This window comes from Caulobacter sp. GW821-FHT11A05, from assembly GCF_058809015.1.
Genome location: NZ_JBXASF010000013.1, coordinates 47650 through 65378, shown reverse-complemented (window position 1 = coordinate 65378; position 17729 = coordinate 47650). Strand labels below are relative to the sequence as shown.

General features: G+C 69.2%; 17 protein-coding genes. 9 read left to right on the top strand and 8 right to left on the bottom strand.

Features of this window, described 5'->3' with window-relative positions:
* Position 1 precedes the first annotated feature (1 nt).
* The 3 genes from AC1RSK_RS17795 (at position 2) to AC1RSK_RS17785 (ending at position 1767) form a co-directional block, all read left to right on the top strand.
* On the top strand, positions 2 to 532 hold the full coding sequence (locus AC1RSK_RS17795; RefSeq protein ID WP_492908948.1) for a hypothetical protein: 531 nt from the start codon (positions 2 to 4) through the stop codon (positions 530 to 532).
* 93 nt (positions 533 to 625) lie between these two features.
* Entirely contained in the window at positions 626 to 1048 is a 423-nt protein-coding gene (locus AC1RSK_RS17790) for an MAPEG family protein (RefSeq protein WP_492908947.1), read from the top strand.
* Positions 1045 to 1767 (top strand): DUF4328 domain-containing protein, encoded by a 723-nt coding sequence (locus AC1RSK_RS17785; protein ID WP_492908946.1) that lies wholly within the window; start codon positions 1045 to 1047, stop codon positions 1765 to 1767. Before AC1RSK_RS17790 ends, AC1RSK_RS17785 begins: the two co-directional genes overlap by 4 nt.
* Before the next feature lie 4 nt (positions 1768 to 1771).
* Here AC1RSK_RS17785 and polA read toward each other — a convergent pair whose 3' ends face one another.
* Complete coding sequence (polA, locus tag AC1RSK_RS17780; protein ID WP_492908945.1) at positions 1772 to 4630, bottom strand: DNA polymerase I; 2859 nt, start codon at positions 4628 to 4630, stop codon at positions 1772 to 1774.
* 98 nt (positions 4631 to 4728) lie between these two features.
* On the opposite strand from polA, the gene AC1RSK_RS17775 reads away from it, so the two are divergent.
* The 4 genes from AC1RSK_RS17775 to AC1RSK_RS17760 are packed head-to-tail and all read left to right on the top strand — an operon-like array spanning position 4729 to position 8769.
* Positions 4729 to 5775, top strand: a complete 1047-nt coding sequence (locus tag AC1RSK_RS17775) for an energy transducer TonB (protein ID WP_492908944.1) — start codon at positions 4729 to 4731, stop codon at positions 5773 to 5775.
* Positions 5772 to 6779, top strand: a complete 1008-nt coding sequence (locus tag AC1RSK_RS17770; protein ID WP_492908943.1) for a TonB family protein — start codon at positions 5772 to 5774, stop codon at positions 6777 to 6779. The genes AC1RSK_RS17775 and AC1RSK_RS17770 overlap by 4 nt, the downstream gene beginning before the upstream one ends.
* On the top strand, positions 6776 to 7777 hold the full coding sequence (locus AC1RSK_RS17765; protein ID WP_492908942.1) for an energy transducer TonB: 1002 nt from the start codon (positions 6776 to 6778) through the stop codon (positions 7775 to 7777). The genes AC1RSK_RS17770 and AC1RSK_RS17765 overlap by 4 nt, the downstream gene beginning before the upstream one ends.
* Positions 7774 to 8769: an energy transducer TonB gene (locus tag AC1RSK_RS17760; protein ID WP_492908941.1), complete on the top strand. Its 996-nt coding sequence runs from the start codon at positions 7774 to 7776 to the stop codon at positions 8767 to 8769. The genes AC1RSK_RS17765 and AC1RSK_RS17760 overlap by 4 nt, the downstream gene beginning before the upstream one ends.
* A 3-nt stretch (positions 8770 to 8772) precedes the next feature.
* Here AC1RSK_RS17760 and AC1RSK_RS17755 read toward each other — a convergent pair whose 3' ends face one another.
* Positions 8773 to 9570 (bottom strand): isocitrate lyase/PEP mutase family protein, encoded by a 798-nt coding sequence (locus tag AC1RSK_RS17755; protein WP_492908940.1) that lies wholly within the window; start codon positions 9568 to 9570, stop codon positions 8773 to 8775.
* Positions 9571 to 9700: 130 nt separating this feature from the next.
* Entirely contained in the window at positions 9701 to 9973 is a 273-nt protein-coding gene (locus AC1RSK_RS17750; protein ID WP_492908938.1) for a zinc-finger domain-containing protein, read from the bottom strand.
* Positions 9974 to 10109: 136 nt separating this feature from the next.
* Between AC1RSK_RS17750 and AC1RSK_RS17745 the strand changes: the two genes are divergently transcribed.
* Positions 10110 to 11072 (top strand): ABC transporter ATP-binding protein, encoded by a 963-nt coding sequence (locus AC1RSK_RS17745; RefSeq protein ID WP_492908937.1) that lies wholly within the window; start codon positions 10110 to 10112, stop codon positions 11070 to 11072.
* A 3-nt stretch (positions 11073 to 11075) separates the two neighbouring features.
* Positions 11076 to 11507, top strand: coding sequence for a DUF1330 domain-containing protein (locus AC1RSK_RS17740; protein ID WP_492908936.1), 432 nt, complete (start codon positions 11076 to 11078; stop codon positions 11505 to 11507).
* Between the two features lie 57 nt (positions 11508 to 11564).
* Here AC1RSK_RS17740 and AC1RSK_RS17735 read toward each other — a convergent pair whose 3' ends face one another.
* The 5 genes from AC1RSK_RS17735 to hemE form a co-directional block, all read right to left on the bottom strand.
* Positions 11565 to 13052: an FAD-dependent oxidoreductase gene (locus AC1RSK_RS17735; RefSeq protein ID WP_492908935.1), complete on the bottom strand. Its 1488-nt coding sequence runs from the start codon at positions 13050 to 13052 to the stop codon at positions 11565 to 11567.
* A 239-nt stretch (positions 13053 to 13291) separates the two neighbouring features.
* The gene (rho, locus tag AC1RSK_RS17730) at positions 13292 to 14752 is read right to left on the bottom strand and encodes a transcription termination factor Rho (RefSeq protein ID WP_492908934.1); all 1461 of its coding nucleotides are present in this window, start codon (positions 14750 to 14752) and stop codon (positions 13292 to 13294) included.
* A 236-nt stretch (positions 14753 to 14988) separates the two neighbouring features.
* Positions 14989 to 15459 carry a CopD family protein gene (locus AC1RSK_RS17725; RefSeq protein WP_492908933.1) on the bottom strand — a complete coding sequence of 157 codons (471 nt, stop codon included), beginning with the start codon at positions 15457 to 15459 and terminating at the stop codon, positions 14989 to 14991.
* A gap of 161 nt (positions 15460 to 15620) precedes the next feature.
* The gene (hemH, locus tag AC1RSK_RS17720; protein WP_492908932.1) at positions 15621 to 16682 is read right to left on the bottom strand and encodes a ferrochelatase; all 1062 of its coding nucleotides are present in this window, start codon (positions 16680 to 16682) and stop codon (positions 15621 to 15623) included.
* Positions 16679 to 17707, bottom strand: a complete 1029-nt coding sequence (gene hemE, locus AC1RSK_RS17715; RefSeq protein ID WP_492908931.1) for a uroporphyrinogen decarboxylase — start codon at positions 17705 to 17707, stop codon at positions 16679 to 16681. The genes hemH and hemE overlap by 4 nt, the downstream gene beginning before the upstream one ends.
* Positions 17708 to 17729 lie beyond the last annotated feature (22 nt).

Below are 17729 nucleotides of genomic sequence, written 5' to 3'. Positions count from 1 at the left end.
GATGAAACGACGGGTCCCCCTTGCCGCGCTCGGCGCTGTGCTGCTGATTATTTGCGCCGGTCCCGCCGCCGCCGGCGACGCCCGCTGCCTGCTCGACAACCTGCCGGCCGACAAGCGGGCCCAGGTCGAGGCCGCCTATGCCCGCGACGTCAACGAAGGGCTGGCCTCCAGCCTCTACAGCGAGGAGGATTTCGAGGCCATGCTGGCCGCCTGCAAGGTGCCGATCACCGACGAGGCCCAGCTGACCGCCGCCGCCCAGGCCCTGGCCGGCTACGAGGCCGAGACCGGCGTGGCCCTGTGGCTGAAGACCAACCGCGACATCGACGAGCGCACCCTGCAGGGGGTGTGGAAGGCCAGCCGGCTGTCCGACCCGGCCGTGGCCGCCCAGGCCTCCAACGATGATGGCCTGACCGCCAACCTGATCCTCGAACTGGCTGGCAAGCTGGGCCTGGAGGCCCAGGAAGACCTCAGCAACCTGGCCGCCTACGTCTCCGGCCGGCTGATGCGGCAGGACAGCGAACGCAAGTTCTAGAAGCAGCCGAACCCGGTTCCGGCGGTTTGCAACCGGCGCGAACCGTGACAGCTTCCGCCCTGGGGCCGGCGCGCGCCGGCGGGGAGGGATTTCATGAACCAGCCGCACAGCTGGGTGGCGATCGTCACCTGTCTTTCACTGCTCGTCGTCATCTGGATGATGATGCGCGTCGGCGGGGCCCGCGGCCGCACGGGCATCGACGCCCCGGCCATGACCGGCCATCCGGACCTGGAGCGCCATGTCCGGGTGCATCTGAACACCCTGGAAGCCCTGCCGATCTTCCTGACCAGCCTCTGGCTGTTCACCCTGGTCTATCCGGTCTTCCCGTTCACCGACCTGATCGCCGCCGGCCTTGGCCTGGTCTGGATCGTTGGCCGGCTGATCTACGCGCTTGGCTATGTGAAGGACCCGGGCGCCCGATCGATGGGCTTCCTGATCCAGGGGCTGGCCATTGTCGTGCTGCTGCTCGGCGCCCTGGCCAAGGCGGTGTGGGTTCTGCTGCAGGTGGGTGCGTGAGCCTGATCGACCCCAATCTGTTCAAGGGCGAACCGGAAGCCGGCGGCGGCGCCCCGTTCGCCCCCAGCGCCTATGTCGGTCCCAAGCCGGTCGGGGCCGATTTCAAGGACCCCCGGCCGCTGACCGCCTGGGTCAACGGCTTCCTCTGGGCCGACTCCGGCGCCTCGGCCCTGCTCGCCGTGCTGATGCTGGCCCACCTTGCCGGCGCCCAGGTCATCCCGCCCGACGAGGTCGAGGAGATGACGGCCTTTCAGCTGGTCTTCAGCCTGTCGGCCGTCGTTTATCTGGTCACGGTCGTCCTGTCCGGCATCCTGATCCTGCGCTGGTTCTGGCGGGCCAATAAGAACGCCCGGGCGCTGAGCCACGGCCTGGAGACCACCCCGGGCTGGGCCTGGGGCTTCTTCTTCATCCCGATCATGAACCTGTTCCGGCCGTTCAAGACCATGGAGGAGATCTGGCAGTCGTCGCAGAGCCCGCACGGCTGGCGCACGGTCGAGACCCCGGGGCTGATGCGCTGGTGGTGGGGCCTATGGCTGATCGGAAACTTCGTCGACAACGGCTCCGGCCGGCTGATGGAGGATGACACCGTCCAGATCGGCGCGACCCTGGGGCTTATCGGCTACATCCTGACCATCGCCTGCAACCTGACCTTCCAGCGCCTGATCCGGCCAATCGCCGACAGCCAGTGGGCCCACTCGCAGGACAGCGTCTTCGACTAGGCGGCTAGTGCGCCTCGTCCCAGTTGCTGGCCGCGCGGGCTTCGACGACCAGGGGCACGCTGATCTCGACCGCCGGGAAGGGGGCGTTTTCCATGACCCGGCGGGCGACCGCGCAGGTCGCTTCGGCCTCCGCCTCGCTGGCCTCGAAGACCAGTTCGTCGTGCACCTGCAGCAGCATCTTCGAGGATAGCCCCGCCTCGCGCAGGGCGTCCGGCATGCGGGCCATGGCCCGGCGGATGATGTCGGCGGCCGCCCCCTGCAGCGGCGCGTTGATGGCCGCCCGCTCGGCGAACTGCCGCTGGGCGACGCTCTTGCCACCGATCTCCGGGATATTGATCTTGCGACCGAAGATGGTGGTGACGAAGCCGTGCTGACGCACCTGGGACCGCATCTCCTCCATGTAGTCGCCGATGCCGGGGAAGCGGCGGAAGTAGGTTTTGATATAGTCGGCCGCCTCGCCCTGCGGGATGTTCAGCTGGTTGGCCAGGCCAAAGGCGCTGATGCCGTAGACGATGCCGAAGTTGATGGCCTTGGCCCGGCGGCGGACCTCGGCCGGCATGCCCTCGATGGGGGTGTCGAACATCTCCGACGCCGTCATGGCGTGGATGTCCAGGCCCTCCTTGAAGGCGCTCTTCAGCTGCGGGATGTCGCCGACGTGGGCCAGGAGGCGCAGTTCGATCTGGCTGTAGTCGGCGCTGATCAGCACATGGCCCGGCTCGGCCACGAAGGCCTTGCGGATCTTGCGGCCCTCCTCGGTGCGGACCGGGATGTTCTGCAGGTTGGGATCGGAGGAGCTGAGCCGCCCGGTGGTCGTCGAGGCCATGGCGTAGGCGGTGTGGATGCGGCCGGATTTGGGCGAAATCGCCGCGATCAGGTTGTCGGTGTAGGTGCCCTTGAGCTTGGAGAGCTGGCGCCAGTCGAGGATCAGCCGCGGCAGCTCGTGGCCCTGAGCGGCCAGGCTTTCGAGGACGTCGACGTCGGTGGCCCATTGGCCGGTGGCGGTCTTCTTGCCGCCCTCCAGGCCCATTTCGCCAAACAGCACCTCGCCGATCTGCTTGGGAGAACCGATGTTGAACGGCCGGCCGAGCATCTCATGAGCCTTGGCCTCGAAATCGGCCATGCGCAGGGAGAAGTCGTGGCTGAGCCGGCGCAGCTCGTCGGTGTCGACCTTGACCCCGGCGTTCTCCATGGCGGCGATGACCGGGGGCAGGGGCCGTTCGAGGGTCTCGTAGACGGTCAGCAGGCCTTCGCGGGCCAGGCGGGGCTTGAGTTTGTGCCAGAGGCGCAGGGTGACGTCGGCGTCCTCGGCCGCGTAGCAGGTCGCCTCGTTCAGGGCGACGTGCTTGAAGCTGATCTGCGCCTTGCCGGTCCCGGCCACCTGCTTGAACGGGATCGGCTTGTGGCCGAGCCAGAGCTCCGACAGCTCGTCCATGCCGTGGTTATGCAGGCCGGCCTCCAGCACGTAGGAGATCAGCATGGTGTCGTCGATGGGCGCCACGTCGATGCCGCGCTGGGCCATGACGGCGATGTCGTACTTGGCGTTCTGGGCGACCTTCAGCACGGCCGGCGATTCCAGCAGGACCTTGAGGCGGGCCAGGGCGGTGGCCTTGTCGATCTGCTCGGCGACGGGGGCGGCCTCGGTCAGCAGGTCGCCGCCGACCGCCTCGTGGGTCAGGGGGATGTAGCAGGCCTCGCCGGGGGCGACGGCCAGGGAGACGCCGCAGAGACCGGCGGTGGCGGAGCCCAGCGCGTCGGTCTCGGTGTCGAAGGCGACGACGCCGACCTCGAAGGCCTTGGCGATCCAGCGATCGAGGGTCTCAAGGTCGCGGACACACTCGTACTTGGTGACGTCGATCTCGATGGCCGGCGCTTCGGGCGTGGCCGGCGCGGGCTCGGGCGTTTTCGCGAACTGCGGCAGCGGCTGCGGCGCCATGCCGGTCCCGTCGGCGGCGGCGCCGACGCGGCGCAGCAGGGTGTTGAAGCCCATCTCCTCGAGGAAGGCGGCCAGGGTCGCCTTGTCCGGCTCGCGGACGGTCAGGTCGGCGATCGGCTCGGGCAGGGGGGTGTCGCAGTCGAGCTGGACCAGGGCCCGGGACAGGCGAATCTGGTCAGCGAAGTCGATCAGGGTCTGGCGGCGCTTGTCCTGCTTGATCTCGCCGGCCCGGGCGAGCAGCGTGTCGAGGTCGCCAAACTCGTTGATCAGCAGGGCGGCGGTCTTGATGCCGATGCCGGGGGCGCCGGGCACGTTGTCGACGCTGTCGCCGCACAGGGCCTGAACCTCGACCACCTTGTCGGGCATGACGCCGAACTTCTCGAACACCTGGTCGGGGCCGATGCGGACGTTCTTCATGGTGTCCAGCATGGTCACCCCGTCGCCGACCAGCTGCATCAGGTCCTTGTCGGAGGAGACGATGATGGTCTCGCCGCCCAGTTCCCGCACCCGGCAGGCGTAGGCGGCGATCAGGTCGTCGGCCTCGTAACCGGGCAGCTCGATGCCGGGCACGCCGAAGGCTTTGGTGGCGTCGCGGACCAGGGCGAACTGCGGCACAAGGTCCTCGGGCGGCGGCGGCCGGTGGGCCTTGTAGAGGTCGTAGAGCTGGTTTCGGAAGGTCTTCTCCGAATGGTCAAAGATCACCGCGAAGTGGGTGGGCGCGTCTTCCTTGGTGTCGCGCAGCAGCTTGAACAGCATGTTGCAGAAGCCGGCCACGGCCCCCACCGGCAGGCCGTCCGACTTGCGGGTCAGCGGCGGCAGGGCGTGGTAGGCCCGGAAGATGTAGGCCGATCCGTCGACCAGATAGAGCCGGATCGGCGGTCCGTCCTGGGTCAGCGGGCGGTTGTCTTGTGTGGTCGGCGCGTCGGTCATGCAGGCAAGATAGTGGCTCCCGCGCGCCGGGTCAGCGCCCCTTTGCAAGTGACGTGGAAATTGGCAGGTTGCGGCGCGTGTTGGGGGAGGATTGCACCGTGCGTAGAGTTTATCTGGCGACCGTCCTGGCCGCGCTGGCGGGATCGGTGGCGATGGCCCAGACGCCAGCCGCCGCGCCCGCGCCGCAACCGCTCATCACCAAGCCCGACTGGCTGCGCAGACCCAGCGCCGACGATCTGGCCAATGTCTGGCCGGCCGAGGCGTCCAAGAAGGGCGTCGGCGGCAAGGCGACCATCGCCTGCACGGTCAACGTCACGGGGACCTTGCGGGACTGCAAGGTGGCCAGCGAGTCGCCGGAGGGCCTGGGCTTCGGGCCGGCGGCCCTGATGCTGTCAGGGTCCTTCCAGATGAAGCCGCAGACGGTGGACGGCAAGCCGGTCGCCGGCGCGCAGGTGCGTATCCCGCTGTCGTTCGTCGGCGGCTACCGGGCGAGCGGCCCGACCATCGCCGCCCTCAACGCTCCGGTCTGGACCAAGGCGCCCAGCTTCGCCGACATGGCCGCCGCCTGGCCCAGGTCGGCCGGCGACCTCCCTGAGGGCGGCGCCACCCTGCGCTGCCGGATCGCCAGCACCGGATATCTGCGCGATTGCCAGCGTCTGTCGCAGCTGCCGACCAACAAGGGCTTCGGCGACGCCGCCATGGGACTGGTGGGCCGGTTCCAGATCTTCATGGCCCCGGAAGAGGCGGCCAGGATCAAGGGCGGCGTGGTCAACGTGCCGTTCCGCTTCCTCAATCCCAATACCCCGGCGGGGCAGGCGAAGAAGATCTCCCAGCCGCGCTGGATCGTGCAGATCAAGCCGGACGCGGTGCTGGCTCTCTATCCCGACAAGGCCGCCGACGCCGGCGTCAGAGCCGGGACCGGCGTCGCCGACTGCCTGGTCGCCCCGGACGGCAAACTGACCGACTGCAAGGCGGCGCGGGAGACGCCCGAGGGACTGGGCTTCGGCAGCGCCGCCGTGGCCATCGCCGGCGTCATGCAGATGAACCCCTGGTCCGACGACGGCCGCCCGGTCGATGGCGCCCGCCTCAAGCTGCCGATCAACTTCACCCAGGCCGAAGAGCCGGCCCCGAAAGCCAAGCCATGATCGTTCGTTCCGTGCTGATCACCGCCGCCTTCAGCCTGCTCTCGGCCGGCGCGTCCTTCGCCCAGACCCCGCCCGACATTGTCGAGAAGCCGCAGTGGCGCGCCAAGCCAAGCGGCGAGGATGTCAATCGGGCCTACCCGAGCAGCAACGCCGACCGCAGCATCAGCGGCCGGGCGGTCATCCGCTGCAAGATCGGCCTGAACGGTCGGGCTCGCGACTGCGAGGTCATGCAGGAGGGACCCTGGGGCCTGGGCTTCGGCGAGGCGGCGGTGAAGCTGGCCCAGAGCTCGGCGATCTTCTATCCGCAAAAGGTCAACGGCAAGCCCGTCGATGGCGGCGAGATGACCCTGCCCTTCCAGTTTTCCTCGCCCTCGCCCGGGGCCCGCTATGTGATCTACCAGCCGATCTTCGCCCGCGCTCCCAGCATCGCGGAGATGACCGCCGCCTGGCCGATGGGCGCCGACGGGGACGATGGCGTCGCCGTCCTGCGCTGCGCCCTGCGGGCCGATGGCGAACTCGCCGACTGCACAGTCGTCCGCCAGACCGGCGGTGGTTTCGGCAAGGCGGCCCGCGATCTGGTCGGCCGCTTCCAGGTCAAACTGACGGCCGAGGAAGCGACGCAGTACGCGCGGTCCGACGTTCTGGTCGGCTTCCATTTCCTGAACCCGGCCAGCATCGAGGGGCGGAGCCTGACGGTGAAGGACCCCTACTGGACCACCACCGTGAAGCCCGAGACCGTGCTGTCGGTCTATCCGGCCCGGGCGGCCGAGGCCGGGGTCAAGTCCGGGCGCGGCGTCGCCGACTGTCTGGTCGCAGCCGACGGCAAGCTGACCGACTGCAAGGTGGCGCGCGAGAAGCCGGACGGCATGGGCTTTGGCGCCTCGGCCGTAGCCATCGCCCAACTGATGCAGATGAACCCCTGGAGCACCATGGGCCGGCCGGTGGTCGGCGGCCGCGTGCGGCTGCCGATCGACTTCAACCTGGCCGACGAGGCGTCCCAATGAGGCCCAACCCACTGATCGCCCTGGCTATCGGCCTGCTGCTGGCCGGCAGCGCCGTCGCCGCCCCGCCCGCTTCGGAAGAAGCAAGGCTGGCGGCCAACCCGATGGACTCCGACCTCATGGACGCCTTCCCCGAGAAGGCCCGCGGCCAGAATATCAGGGCCAAGGTGACCATGCGCTGCACCATCGACGCGGCCGGAAAGGCGCGGCGGTGCGAAACCCTGAAGGAAGACCCCTATGGCCTCGGCTTCGGCGAGGCCGGAACCAGGCTGATGGAGCGGAAGGGCAGGTTCAAGCCGCGCCGTGTCGACGGCCAGGCGGTCGATGGCGGCCAGGTGGAGGTCTCGGTGTACATATGGCCCCGGCCCGGGCGCAAGGCCTCCCCCTTGCTGTTCGACGAACCGGTCTGGGCGTCCGTCGCCAGCTTCGAGGATATGGCCGCCGCCTGGCCGGCCGGCCATTCCGGCGAGGAGGCCGTGGTGGTGCTGCGCTGTACGATGCGCCCGGCCGGCGAACTGAAGAACTGCCGGGCGATCAACGGCGCCGAAAAGGCGCCGACGGATGCGGCGCTGGCCCTGAGCGACCGGTTCCGCGTCCGATTGACCCCAGAGGAGGCCAGGTTTCACGCGGGCTGGGACGTCATCCTCAGCCTTCGCCTGCTCAATCCGGCCGGCCCGGCCGCCGCCGAGCGGCGCGTGTCGGCGCCGGACTGGATAGCCTATCCCGACGAGCGGGCGCTCCAGGCGGTCTATCCGGCCCAGGCGGCTGGGGCGGGCGTGCGTGCCGGTCGGGGCGTCGCCGACTGCCTGGTCGCCGCCGACGGATCCCTGACCGACTGCCGCGTGGCCAGCGAGCGACCCGACGGCCTTGGCTTTGGCGAGGCGTCGGTGCGGGTGGCGGGCCAGATGAAGCTCGGCCTGTGGAGCGCCGATGGCCGCCCGACCGTCGGCGGCCGCGTCCGCCTGCCGATCGAGTTCAACCAGGTCACGTCCACCAAGTGAAGATCCTGGCGCTCGCCCTGGCGATGGCCCAGCCGACGGACGTCAGCGGCCTGGTCATCACCGCGCCGCCGGTCGTCGAGGAGGCGGACCTGACCGCCAAGCCCTCGGCCCGGGACGTCGGGTCCGTGTTCCCACGGCGTTTGCGGGGCCAGAACATCAGCGCGGCGGTGACGATGCGCTGCGCCATCGACGCCGCCGGCAAGCCCAAGCGCTGCGATGTGGTTTCCGAAAGCCCCTATGGCCTCGGCTTCGGCCAGATCGGGACCGGGCTGATGGAACGCGGCGGCCGGTTCAAGCCGCGCAAGATCAACGGCGAGGCAGTCGACGGCGGGCAGGTCGAGTTCACGCTGGAGATGTGGGAGGCCGGCAGCGGGCCGTCGCTGATCACCCGGCCCGTCTGGGCCGCGGCGCCGAGCCTCGAAGAGATGGCCGCCGCCTGGCCGGCCGATCGTCAGGAAGATGAGGCCGTGGTCGTGCTGCGCTGTTCGATGCGGCGCTCGGGCGACCTGGAGAGATGCGTGGCGCTCAACGACGCGGACAAGGTCATGACCGGCGCGGCGCGGACCCTGAGCGGACGGTTCCGGGTCCGGCTGACCCCCGAGGAGGCCAGCCGCGGCGCCCAATCCAACATTATCGTCAGCTTCCGCTTCCTCAACCCGGCCAGCGAGGCCGGGGCCGGACGGCGGGTGCGAGCGCCGGAATGGACGACGATCCCGGACGACAAGGCGATCCAGGCGGTCTTTCCCGACCAGGCAGCCGATGCCGGGATCCGCTCGGGCCGGGGCGTCGCCGACTGCCAGGTCGCTCCGGACGGGGCCTTGAGCGATTGCCGCATCGCCGGCGAGCGGCCGGACAACCTCGGCTTCGGCGAGGCCTCGGTTCAGGTTGCCGGACAGATGAAGCTGAATCTCTGGAGCCAGGATGGCCGGCCGACCGTCGGCGCCCGCATCCGGCTGCCGGTCGAGTTCAACCTGGCCCAGCCCGCGAAATAGGCGTCAGCCGAACCGCTTGTTGAGGTTGGGCAGGCCCTGGCCGGCTTCGGCGAAGGCGCCCGGGTCGCCGCTCTTCAGATAGTCGGCGACGGTGCGGTTGAGGGTCCCGTAGGCGGCGTTGAACGGGCCGGTGGCCGAGCTCAGACGGCGCACGCCCAGTTCGCTGAGCCGCGCCGCCGTGGGGGCCCCGGCCCGGCCCATGATGTTGAGCGGCAGGCTGACGCCGCCGGCCAGCTGGCCGATCAGGGTCTCGTCGATGGGGCCGGGCACGAAGACGCCGCTGGCCCCAGCCTCGGCATAGAGTTTCGCCCGGCGCAAGGTCTCGGCCAGGGCCGCCTCGCCCTGGGCCAGGCCGCGCAGGTAGACGTCGACGCGGGCGTTGACGAACAGCTCCACCCCGGTGCGCACCCCGGCCTCGCGGGCGGCCTCGATCTTGCGGGCGTGCAGGTCGGGGTCGCGGCCGCCGTCCTCGAGGTTGACGCCGACGGCGCCGGCGGCGATCACCGCCGAGACGGTCTGGGTCAGGGTCTCCAGGTCGTCGCTGAAGCCGCCCTCGATGTCGGCGGTGACCGGCACGGTGGTTACCCGCGTGATGCCGGCGATGACGTCGAGCAGCACCGGCACCGGCAACAGGTCGCCGTCGGCATAGCCGCGCGCCCAGGCGACGGCGGCGCTGGAGGTGGCCACGGCCTTGGCCCCGGCGTCCTGCATCAGGGCGGCGCTGGCCGCGTCCCAGGCGTTGGGCAGCACCAGCACATCGGGGCCGGCGTGCAGGGCGTGGAAGTCGGCGGCTTTGGTCATGGGCGTCTCCTCGAGGTGAGACGATACATAGGGAGCCGTTGTGACGTCCGCTGGCGGTTTTCGGCTGTGACCAACGCCCGTCAGGCGGAAGTGTGTGCGGTTCCGCTGCCCGGACGGGCGGACAAAGGACCTAGTGCCCGGCCGAACCTTCGTAGACGCCCGGCGCCAGCTGTTCGCTCTCGTCGCCCGGGGCCGTCGAGGCCACGAAGCGGCGGTCGCAGTAGCCGCAGTCGACCCAGCCGGCCGCGCCCATCTCCAGCCAGACGCGCGGATGGCCGAGCGCCCCGCCGACGCCGTCGCAGGCGATGCGGTGCGAAGTGACGGTGATGGTTTCCGGCGCGGCCATCAGCGGCGCGGCTTTCGGCGTATTGGTCGGGCGGGTGGCGGGGGCTTTGCGGGCCATGGATGGGTCTCAAATGAAAAGCGGGCGCGGCCTTGGCGTGGGCCGCTTAGGCGCATACCTAGAGCCAAGCCCGCCACAGGAAAAGCACCCTGCTGGCGGCGCCTGAGTTTTCTGCCCAAGTCCCGATCGGATACCCATGGACCTGCCCGACTACGCCATCGAGGCCAAAGGGGTCTTCAAGACCTACGCCGCCAGCAAGACCACGCCGGAGAAGCGGGCGCTGAACGGCATCGACCTGCAGGTGCCGCGCGGCTCGATCTTCGGCCTGCTGGGGCCGAACGGGGCCGGCAAGTCGACCTTCATCAACATCCTGGCCGGCCTAACCCGCAAGACCTCGGGCGTGGTGCGCATCTGGGACCGCGACATCGACGAGCGCCCGCGCGACGCCCGCGCCGCCATCGGGGTGGTGCCGCAGGAGCTGGCCGCCGACGTGTTCTTCACCCCCGAGGAGTCGCTGGAGACCCAGGCCGGCATGTACGGCGTCCCCAAGGCCGACCGCCGCACGGCCGAGCTGCTGGCCGCCATGGGGCTGTCGGACAAGGCCAAGGCCTATGTGCGCCAGCTGTCGGGCGGCATGAAGCGGCGGCTGATGGTCGCCAAGGCCATGGTCCACAACCCGCCGGTGCTGATCCTCGACGAGCCGACCGCCGGCGTTGATGTCGAGCTGCGCAAGCAGCTGTGGGCCTATGTGCTGGAGCTGAACCGCTCCGGCGTGACCATCGTCCTGACCACCCACTACCTGGAAGAGGCCCAGGAGCTGTGCGACCGCATCGCCATCATCAACCGCGGCGAGGTGGTGGCCAGCGAACCGACGGCGACCCTGCTGAAGCGGCTGGACACCCGCAACGTGGTGGTGACGCCGGAGGAGCCGGTCGCCAACGCCCCGTCGCTGACGGGATTCGAGACCAGGCTCAGAGCCGGCGGCGCCTTCGCCGTGACCTACAAGACCGGCCAGTCGAGCGTCGAGCAGGTGCTGGCGGCCGTGCGCGCCCAGGGCCTGCACATCCGCGACATCGCCACCGAGGACCCCGACCTGGAAGACGTCTTCCTGTCGCTGACCTATGGCGCGGCCGACGCGGCCGATCCGTTGAAGGACTAGGATATGAGCAGCATCGATCCGTCCCGCGCCCAGTTCGACGCCTTCAAGGGCCTGCCGCGCGATACGCCGATCCAGATGCTGAACCTGGTGCGGCTCAAGCCCCTGGCCGACTATCCCGAGGGCCACCCCAACCATGGCAAGGGCCTCAGCGGCCTGGAGGCCTACCGCGCCTACGGCCGCGAGAGCGCCGAGGTGTTCGGGCGGGTCGGCGGCCGGCAGATCTGGGCCGGGCGGCCGGAGACGGTGGTCACCGGCCCCGAAGACGAGCGCTGGGACCTGGCCTTCATCGCCGAATACCCCAACGCCGGCTCCTTCCTGGCCATGGTCACCGACCCGCTCTACCGCGAGGTCGTCAAGCACCGCACCGCCGGCGTCGAAGACAGCCGCCTGATCCGCCTGGCGCCGTTGACGCCGGGCGAGGGGTTTGGGGAGTAACCGGAAGAGGGGACACATTGAATTCCGCGAGCGGAATTCAATGTGTCCCCGTTTGCTTCAGGCGAACCCCAGCCGCTTGGGGTCTTCCTGCGGATCGATCCCGACCGAACTCAGCATCTCGACCCGCTCCGGCCCCAGCCTGGTCGGATACCATTGCCGCTTCATCGACCGGGGCGTCGCCCAGGCGCCGAGCACCTTCACGGCGTTGGCCGGGCGTTTCAGCCAGGCGCGGCTGTCCTCCAGCATGTGGAAGCCGCGCATGAACTCGCGCAGCAGGGCCGGGTCGCGGCGGATGGCGACGGCGATGGCGTCCTCGGCGAAGCTCTTGATCACCCGGGCCCGCAGCTTGGGCCTGTAGGCGGCGTTGAGGGCATGGCGGGCGCGGCGGATGGCGGCGCGGTCCTGGGTGCGCATGTCCTCGTAGTAGGGGCGCAATTCGCTCCGTAGGGACTTCGAGAAGGCCATGGCGCGGGCGGCGGCGTCATTCTCCGCCTCCAGCGCCTGGGCGACCAGCTCGCCGGTGACGGCGGCGAAGCTGCAGCCTCGGCCATACAGCGGATTGGTCCGCACCAGGCCGTCGCCGATCGGGAACAGGTTAAGGGCCAGGGGCCTGCCGCCCGGGGCCATGTCGCGCCAGCGGCTCTTCAGGTCGCCCATGCCGTAGACCTTGCTCAGCGGCTCGGCGCGGGCCGGGTCGGTCCAGCGGGAGACGCCGGGCATCTGGTCGCAGAGGGCGTCGAAGGTTTCCGGCCGCATGACCGCCCGGCGCAGAGCCTCCTCGATCTCCGGCACGGCAAGCGTGATCGAGAAACAGCCGTTGTCGGCCGGGAAGACGCCGTACTTGATGAAGCCAAGGTCGCCGGCCCCGGGCGGGCCGCCGCGCTCGGGCTGCTCCTGGCCGGGCAGCAGGCGGTAGTGGCGGGTGTAGTAGAGGATGCCGGCGTCCTCGGCCTCTTCGGGGACCGCGATACCGGCCTCGGCCAGCCAGTCGAAGCTCTGGGCCGAGCGGCCGGCGGCGTCGATGACCAGGCCGTTCAGCGTCTCTCCGCCCTCGAGCTTCAGGCCTTCGCAGACGAAGACGCCATCCCGCGCCTCCCCGGCCAGGCCCACGACGTTGACGCCGCTGCGCAGGGAAACGCCCGGCAGTTCGGTGACGTATTGGCGCAGGACCAGCTCCAGGGTGGTGCGGCGGCTGGTCAGGACGGTCAGGGCCGCGTCGCCGGGCTCGGGGCGGTAGCGGGCGGCGGCCTTGGGGCTGAGGCCCGAGGCGAAGGTCATCTCCTGGCAGCCGGCGTCGATCAGCCGCTGGTGCAGGGCCGGATGGCGCTCGACGACGATGGAACGCAGGCGGGCCAGGAAGGCGTGGCTGTGGCGCAGATGGCCGACGCCGCGGCGGTTCCAGCTCTCGAAGGCGGTGTCGGCGTCGCCCTCGGGCGGCGGCGGGTCGCGTTCCAGGATGGTGACGGCGTGACCCCGGCTGCCCAGGGCCAGGGCCGTGAACAGGCCCGCCATGCCGGCGCCGATGATCAGGATGGGCTGGTCCATGCCGGGTCTCTTTGTATCGCTTGATACAGTATGACCCGGGAGTGTGACGGCGGGAAGGCTGTCGTGGGGTAACCTCCCTCCCCGAATGGGGAGGGCAGGCCGAAGGCCGGGTGGGGCAGTGGGTAACCACCACAACCCGGTTTCCGTGGATAGATTCTGGGCTCTGGGAGCCAGTGGCCAACTGCCCCACCCGGCGCGCAACGCGCGCCTGCCCTCCCCATTCGGGGAGGGACGGAGCCTTACGTATTCATCGACTGGAAGAAGTCACCGTTGGTCTTCGACTGGCGCAGCTTGTCGAGCAGGAACTCGATGGCGTCCTGGCTGCCCATCGGGTTGAGGATGCGGCGCAGGATGTAGGTCTTGGTCAGCTGGTCCTTCGGGGTGATCAGCTCTTCCTTGCGGGTGCCGGACTTCAGCACGTCGATGGCCGGGAAGATGCGCTTGTCCGCGACCTTGCGGTCGAGGATGATTTCCGAGTTACCGGTGCCCTTGAACTCTTCGAAGATGACCTCGTCCATCCGGCTGCCGGTGTCGATCAGGGCCGTGGCGATGATGGTCAGCGAGCCGCCTTCCTCGATGTTCCGCGCCGCGCCGAAAAAGCGCTTGGGACGCTGCAGGGCGTTGGCGTCGACACCGCCGGTCAGCACCTTGCCGGAGCTGGGGACAGTGGTGTTGTAGGCGCGGCCCAGGCGGGTGACCGAGTCCAGCAGGATGACGACGTCGCGCTTGTGCTCGACCAGGCGCTTGGCCTTTTCGATGACCATCTCGGCCACCTGGACGTGGCGGGTCGCCGGTTCGTCGAAGGTGGAGGCGATGACTTCGCCCTTCACCGTCCGCTGCATGTCGGTGACTTCTTCCGGCCGCTCGTCGATCAGGAGGACGATCAGGTAGCATTCGGGGTGGTTGGTCTCGATCGACTTGGCGATGTTCTGCAGCATCACCGTCTTACCCACGCGCGGCGGGGCGACGATCAGGCAGCGCTGGCCCTTGCCGAGCGGGGCGACGATGTCGATGACCCGGCCGGAGCGGTCCTTCACCGTCGGATCGGGCAGCTCCATGTTGAGCCGCGCCTCCGGGTAGAGGGGGGTCAGGTTGTCGAAATGGACCTTGTGGCGGACGTTTTCCGGCGGCTCGAAATTGATCTGCTTGACGTCGACCAGGGCGAAGTAACGCTCGCCCTCGCGGGGGGCGCGGACGCCGCCGTCGACGCTATCGCCGGTGCGCAGGCCAAATTTGCGGATCTGGCTGGGCGAGACATAAATGTCGTCGGGGCCCGGCAGGTAGTTGGCTTCCGGCGACCGCAGGAAGCCGAAGCCGTCGCTCAGCACCTCCATGGTGCCGGATCCGGAGATCTCCACGCCTTCCTCGGCGAGGGTCTTCAGGATCGAGAACATCATGTCCTGCTTGCGCATGGAGTTGGCGTTCTCGACCTCCAGCTTTTCAGCGAGGGCCAGGAGGTCGGCGGGGGAGGTTTCCTTCAGCTGCTGAAGGGACATGCGGGTGAAACCGAGCTCGGCCACCACGGCGGCCAGTTCGTCGTCGCCCTCGTCGCCGTTGACGGCGTCCTCAGGGGAGGCGGCGACGGCGGTGGTGTCGGGGCCTTCTTCGTGGCCCGCATCGTGACCGATGTCGGAGGTTTCCTCGACGACGTCAGTCTCGTTCTCGGGGGTTTCGGTTTCGATGGGGGTGTCTTCAGACATAGTTGGACTCTGGGTGTCAGGACGCGAGGCGCCCTTTGGGTAGCGTGAACGCCGGACCTTGGTCGGGTGCGGCTATGGGATTGTTCGTTCGGGGATCCGGCTGGTCGTCGGCGCTGGTCGCAGCGCGGAGGGGCCGGAAAGAGGAGACTGCCGAAGCAGCGCCGTGAGGGGAACCACAGGGCTCCGCTCACGTCAAGGTGGGACGCCGCCGCGCCCGGTTCAAGAGATGAGGAAAATCAGCGGCTCAGGAACTGGGTGGTGACCGACAGGACGATGACGATGGCCAGCAGGAAGGGCAGCTCGTTGCTCATCCGCCAGAACTTCTCGCTGCGGGTGTTGGTGCCGTCGGCGAACTTCTTGCGGGCCCCGGACAGGAAGCCGTGCCAGCCGGACATCACGAAGACGCTGACCAGTTTGACCACCATCCAGGGCTGGCCCAGCCACGTCCAGTCGCCGCCGCGCAGGCCGGTGTTGGCCAGGATCAGCAGAATGCCGAAGATCCAGGTCGCCGCCATCGACGGGTTGATGATGATGCGCAGCAGCTTGACCTCCATCTCCTGGAAGGTCGTGTCCAGCTCCGAACCGCGGGCGGCGCGGGTGTGATAGACGTAGAGCCGAGGCAGGTAGAGCATGCCGGCCATCCAGGCGATGACCGCGATGATGTGCAGGCCGCGCAGCAGATCGTAGTATTGGGCCAGGAAGGTCATGGAACCCTTTCTAGAATCGCCGGACGACGCTGTCACTTGGGGACCGGTTGCGCGCGTAAACGGTCTGACGATGGCGTTTCGAGCGGTTGGTGCGCGCTACCTGTCCCCGATCAGCGCAGGTCGGGGACAGGAACGCCGCTCCAGGCGACCGAGCCTGAAATTCACGCAGCGCTGCGCGGCGATCCAGTCCCCAGGCGCGGGCATTTGCCGAGACCGGCGCAGCGGAACGAGCCGTCGCTGTCCAGCCCCTCGCGGCCGAGCGCCTCGACGGCCAGGTGGGCCAGGCCGGCGATGAACAGGCTGTCGGTTCCCAGCGCCGGGACGCGGACATAGGCGGGGCAGCCTTCCTTGCGGGCCATCTCGCCGTATTCGATGTCGAGCTCGACCAGGGTCTCGATGTGTTCGGAGACGAAGGCGATGGGGACGACGACCAGGGCCAGACCGGCCTTCGCCGCCGCGCGGATCTCGTCCTCGGTGTTGGGGCCGATCCATTTCATCGGGCCGACCCGGGACTGGTAGCTGATCTTCCAGTCCCACTCGCCCTTCAGCCGGGCGGCGACCCCGGCGGCGGTGGCCTCGACCTGGGCCTGGTAGGGGTCGCCGGCCTTGATGGTCTTTTCGGGCAGGCCGTGGGCGGAAAACAGCAGGCGCGCGGGGCCGGTGTGGCCGCTGGCGGTCCAGGCAGCCTCTATCAGGCGCGCGTGGGCGGCCAGGAAGGCCTCGCCGGCCGGCCAGCAGCAGATCGTCCGGCCGCGGCCCGGGCCCCTGTAGGCGGCGTTCCAGGCCTTCAGGGAGGAGCCGGTGGTGGTGGTCGAATACTGCGGATAAAGCGGCAGCAGCAGGATCTCGTCGGGGGCGAAGGCGGCGACCTCGGCGGCCGTCTCCTCCGTCAGCGGCTTCCAATAGCGCATGGCGATGAAGCAGCGGACCTCGTCGCCGGGCCGGGCGGCGGACAGCAGCACCTGCAGGGCGGTGGCCTGCCTCCTCGTCTCGGCCAGCAGCGGCGAGCCGCCGCCCATGCGGGCGTAGTTTCCCCGGGCGTGCGGCGCGCGGCGGCGGGCGATGAAGCGGGCCAGGGGCGTGCGGATGAAGTCCGGCAGGCCGATGATCGCCGGGTCATTGAACAGGTTGAACAGGAAGGGCTCGACGCTGCGCGGCCCGTCCGGCCCACCGAGGTTGAACAGGACGACCGCGACCTTCCTTCCCGCTTCCCTGGCGCTCACTTGCCGGTGACCATCTTCAGCACCCGCTCGACGTGGGGGATGGGGGTGTCGGGCAGGATGCCGTGGCCCAGGTTGAAGATGTAGCGGCCATCGCCCCATTGCTGGAGCAGCTGGTCGACGCGGCGGTCTAGCTCCGGCCCGCCGGCCCGCAGCAGCAGGGGATCGAGGGCGCCCTGGATGGCCTTGCGTTTCTGCAGGCTCCGGCCGAGGGCGGCGGGGGCAGCCGTGTCGAGCGCCACGCAGGCCACATCGACCTGGTCCGCATAGGTTTCGGCATAGGCGGCCGAGCCGCGCGGGAAGCCGATCACGGGGGCGGTGACGCCCAGGTCCTTCAGGCGCTTGAGGATGAGGTTGTGCGGCCGGATGACCAGGCGGTGGAAGAGATCCTCCGGCAGGCCTTCGGACCAGCTCTCGAAGATCTTCAGCACCTGGGCCCCGGCCTCTTCCTGCATGGCCAGATAGCGGGCGGTGGACTCGGCGAGGATGTCCATCAGCCGGTCCATGGCTTCCGGCTGCTCATAGGCGAAGGTCCGCGCCTTGGACCGGTCAGAGGAGCCGCCCTCGATCATGTAGCTGCCCACCGTCCAGGGGGCGCCGGCGAAACCGATCAGGGTCTTGTCGTCCGGCAGCTTGGCCCGCACCAGCGACAGAGTCTGGCCAATGGCCGACAGGCGGTCGGTGGAGGCCTCGATCTCGCCGGCCATGCTGTCGAGCGAGGGCAGCTCGCCAAGCCGCGGGCCTTCGCCGGCCTCGAACCAGACCTTCTGGCCCAGCGCCCCGGGGATCAGCAGGATGTCGGCGAAGACGATGGCCGCGTCGAAAGGAAAGCGGCGCAGCGGCTGCAAGGTAACTTCCGCCGCCTTCTCCGGATCATGACAGAAGGCGATGAAGTCGGGCGCCGTGGCCCGCACCGCTCTATACTCCGGCAGATAGCGTCCGGCCTGGCGCATGAACCACACGGGCGGCCGCTCAAGGGTCTCGCCGGCGAGGACACGGAGCAGGGGGGAGAGAGGGGCAGGCGTCATGGCTCGCCTTCTTGCCTTCTCA

What these genes read in the sequence shown, in the direction of transcription:
- AC1RSK_RS17795 (WP_492908948.1), top strand. Translation starts at nt 2, where the DNA reads ATGAAACGACGGGTCCCCCTTGCCGCGCTCGGCGCTGTGCTGCTGATT.
- AC1RSK_RS17790 (WP_492908947.1), top strand. Translation starts at nt 626, where the DNA reads ATGAACCAGCCGCACAGCTGGGTGGCGATCGTCACCTGTCTTTCACTG.
- polA (WP_492908945.1), bottom strand. Translation starts at nt 4,630, where the DNA reads ATGACCGACGCGCCGACCACACAAGACAACCGCCCGCTGACCCAGGAC.
- AC1RSK_RS17770 (WP_492908943.1), top strand. Translation starts at nt 5,772, where the DNA reads ATGATCGTTCGTTCCGTGCTGATCACCGCCGCCTTCAGCCTGCTCTCG.
- AC1RSK_RS17765 (WP_492908942.1), top strand. Translation starts at nt 6,776, where the DNA reads ATGAGGCCCAACCCACTGATCGCCCTGGCTATCGGCCTGCTGCTGGCC.
- AC1RSK_RS17755 (WP_492908940.1), bottom strand. Translation starts at nt 9,570, where the DNA reads ATGACCAAAGCCGCCGACTTCCACGCCCTGCACGCCGGCCCCGATGTG.
- AC1RSK_RS17750 (WP_492908938.1), bottom strand. Translation starts at nt 9,973, where the DNA reads ATGGCCCGCAAAGCCCCCGCCACCCGCCCGACCAATACGCCGAAAGCC.
- AC1RSK_RS17745 (WP_492908937.1), top strand. Translation starts at nt 10,110, where the DNA reads ATGGACCTGCCCGACTACGCCATCGAGGCCAAAGGGGTCTTCAAGACC.
- AC1RSK_RS17740 (WP_492908936.1), top strand. Translation starts at nt 11,076, where the DNA reads ATGAGCAGCATCGATCCGTCCCGCGCCCAGTTCGACGCCTTCAAGGGC.
- AC1RSK_RS17735 (WP_492908935.1), bottom strand. Translation starts at nt 13,052, where the DNA reads ATGGACCAGCCCATCCTGATCATCGGCGCCGGCATGGCGGGCCTGTTC.
- rho (WP_492908934.1), bottom strand. Translation starts at nt 14,752, where the DNA reads ATGTCTGAAGACACCCCCATCGAAACCGAAACCCCCGAGAACGAGACT.
- AC1RSK_RS17725 (WP_492908933.1), bottom strand. Translation starts at nt 15,459, where the DNA reads ATGACCTTCCTGGCCCAATACTACGATCTGCTGCGCGGCCTGCACATC.
- hemE (WP_492908931.1), bottom strand. Translation starts at nt 17,707, where the DNA reads ATGACGCCTGCCCCTCTCTCCCCCCTGCTCCGTGTCCTCGCCGGCGAG.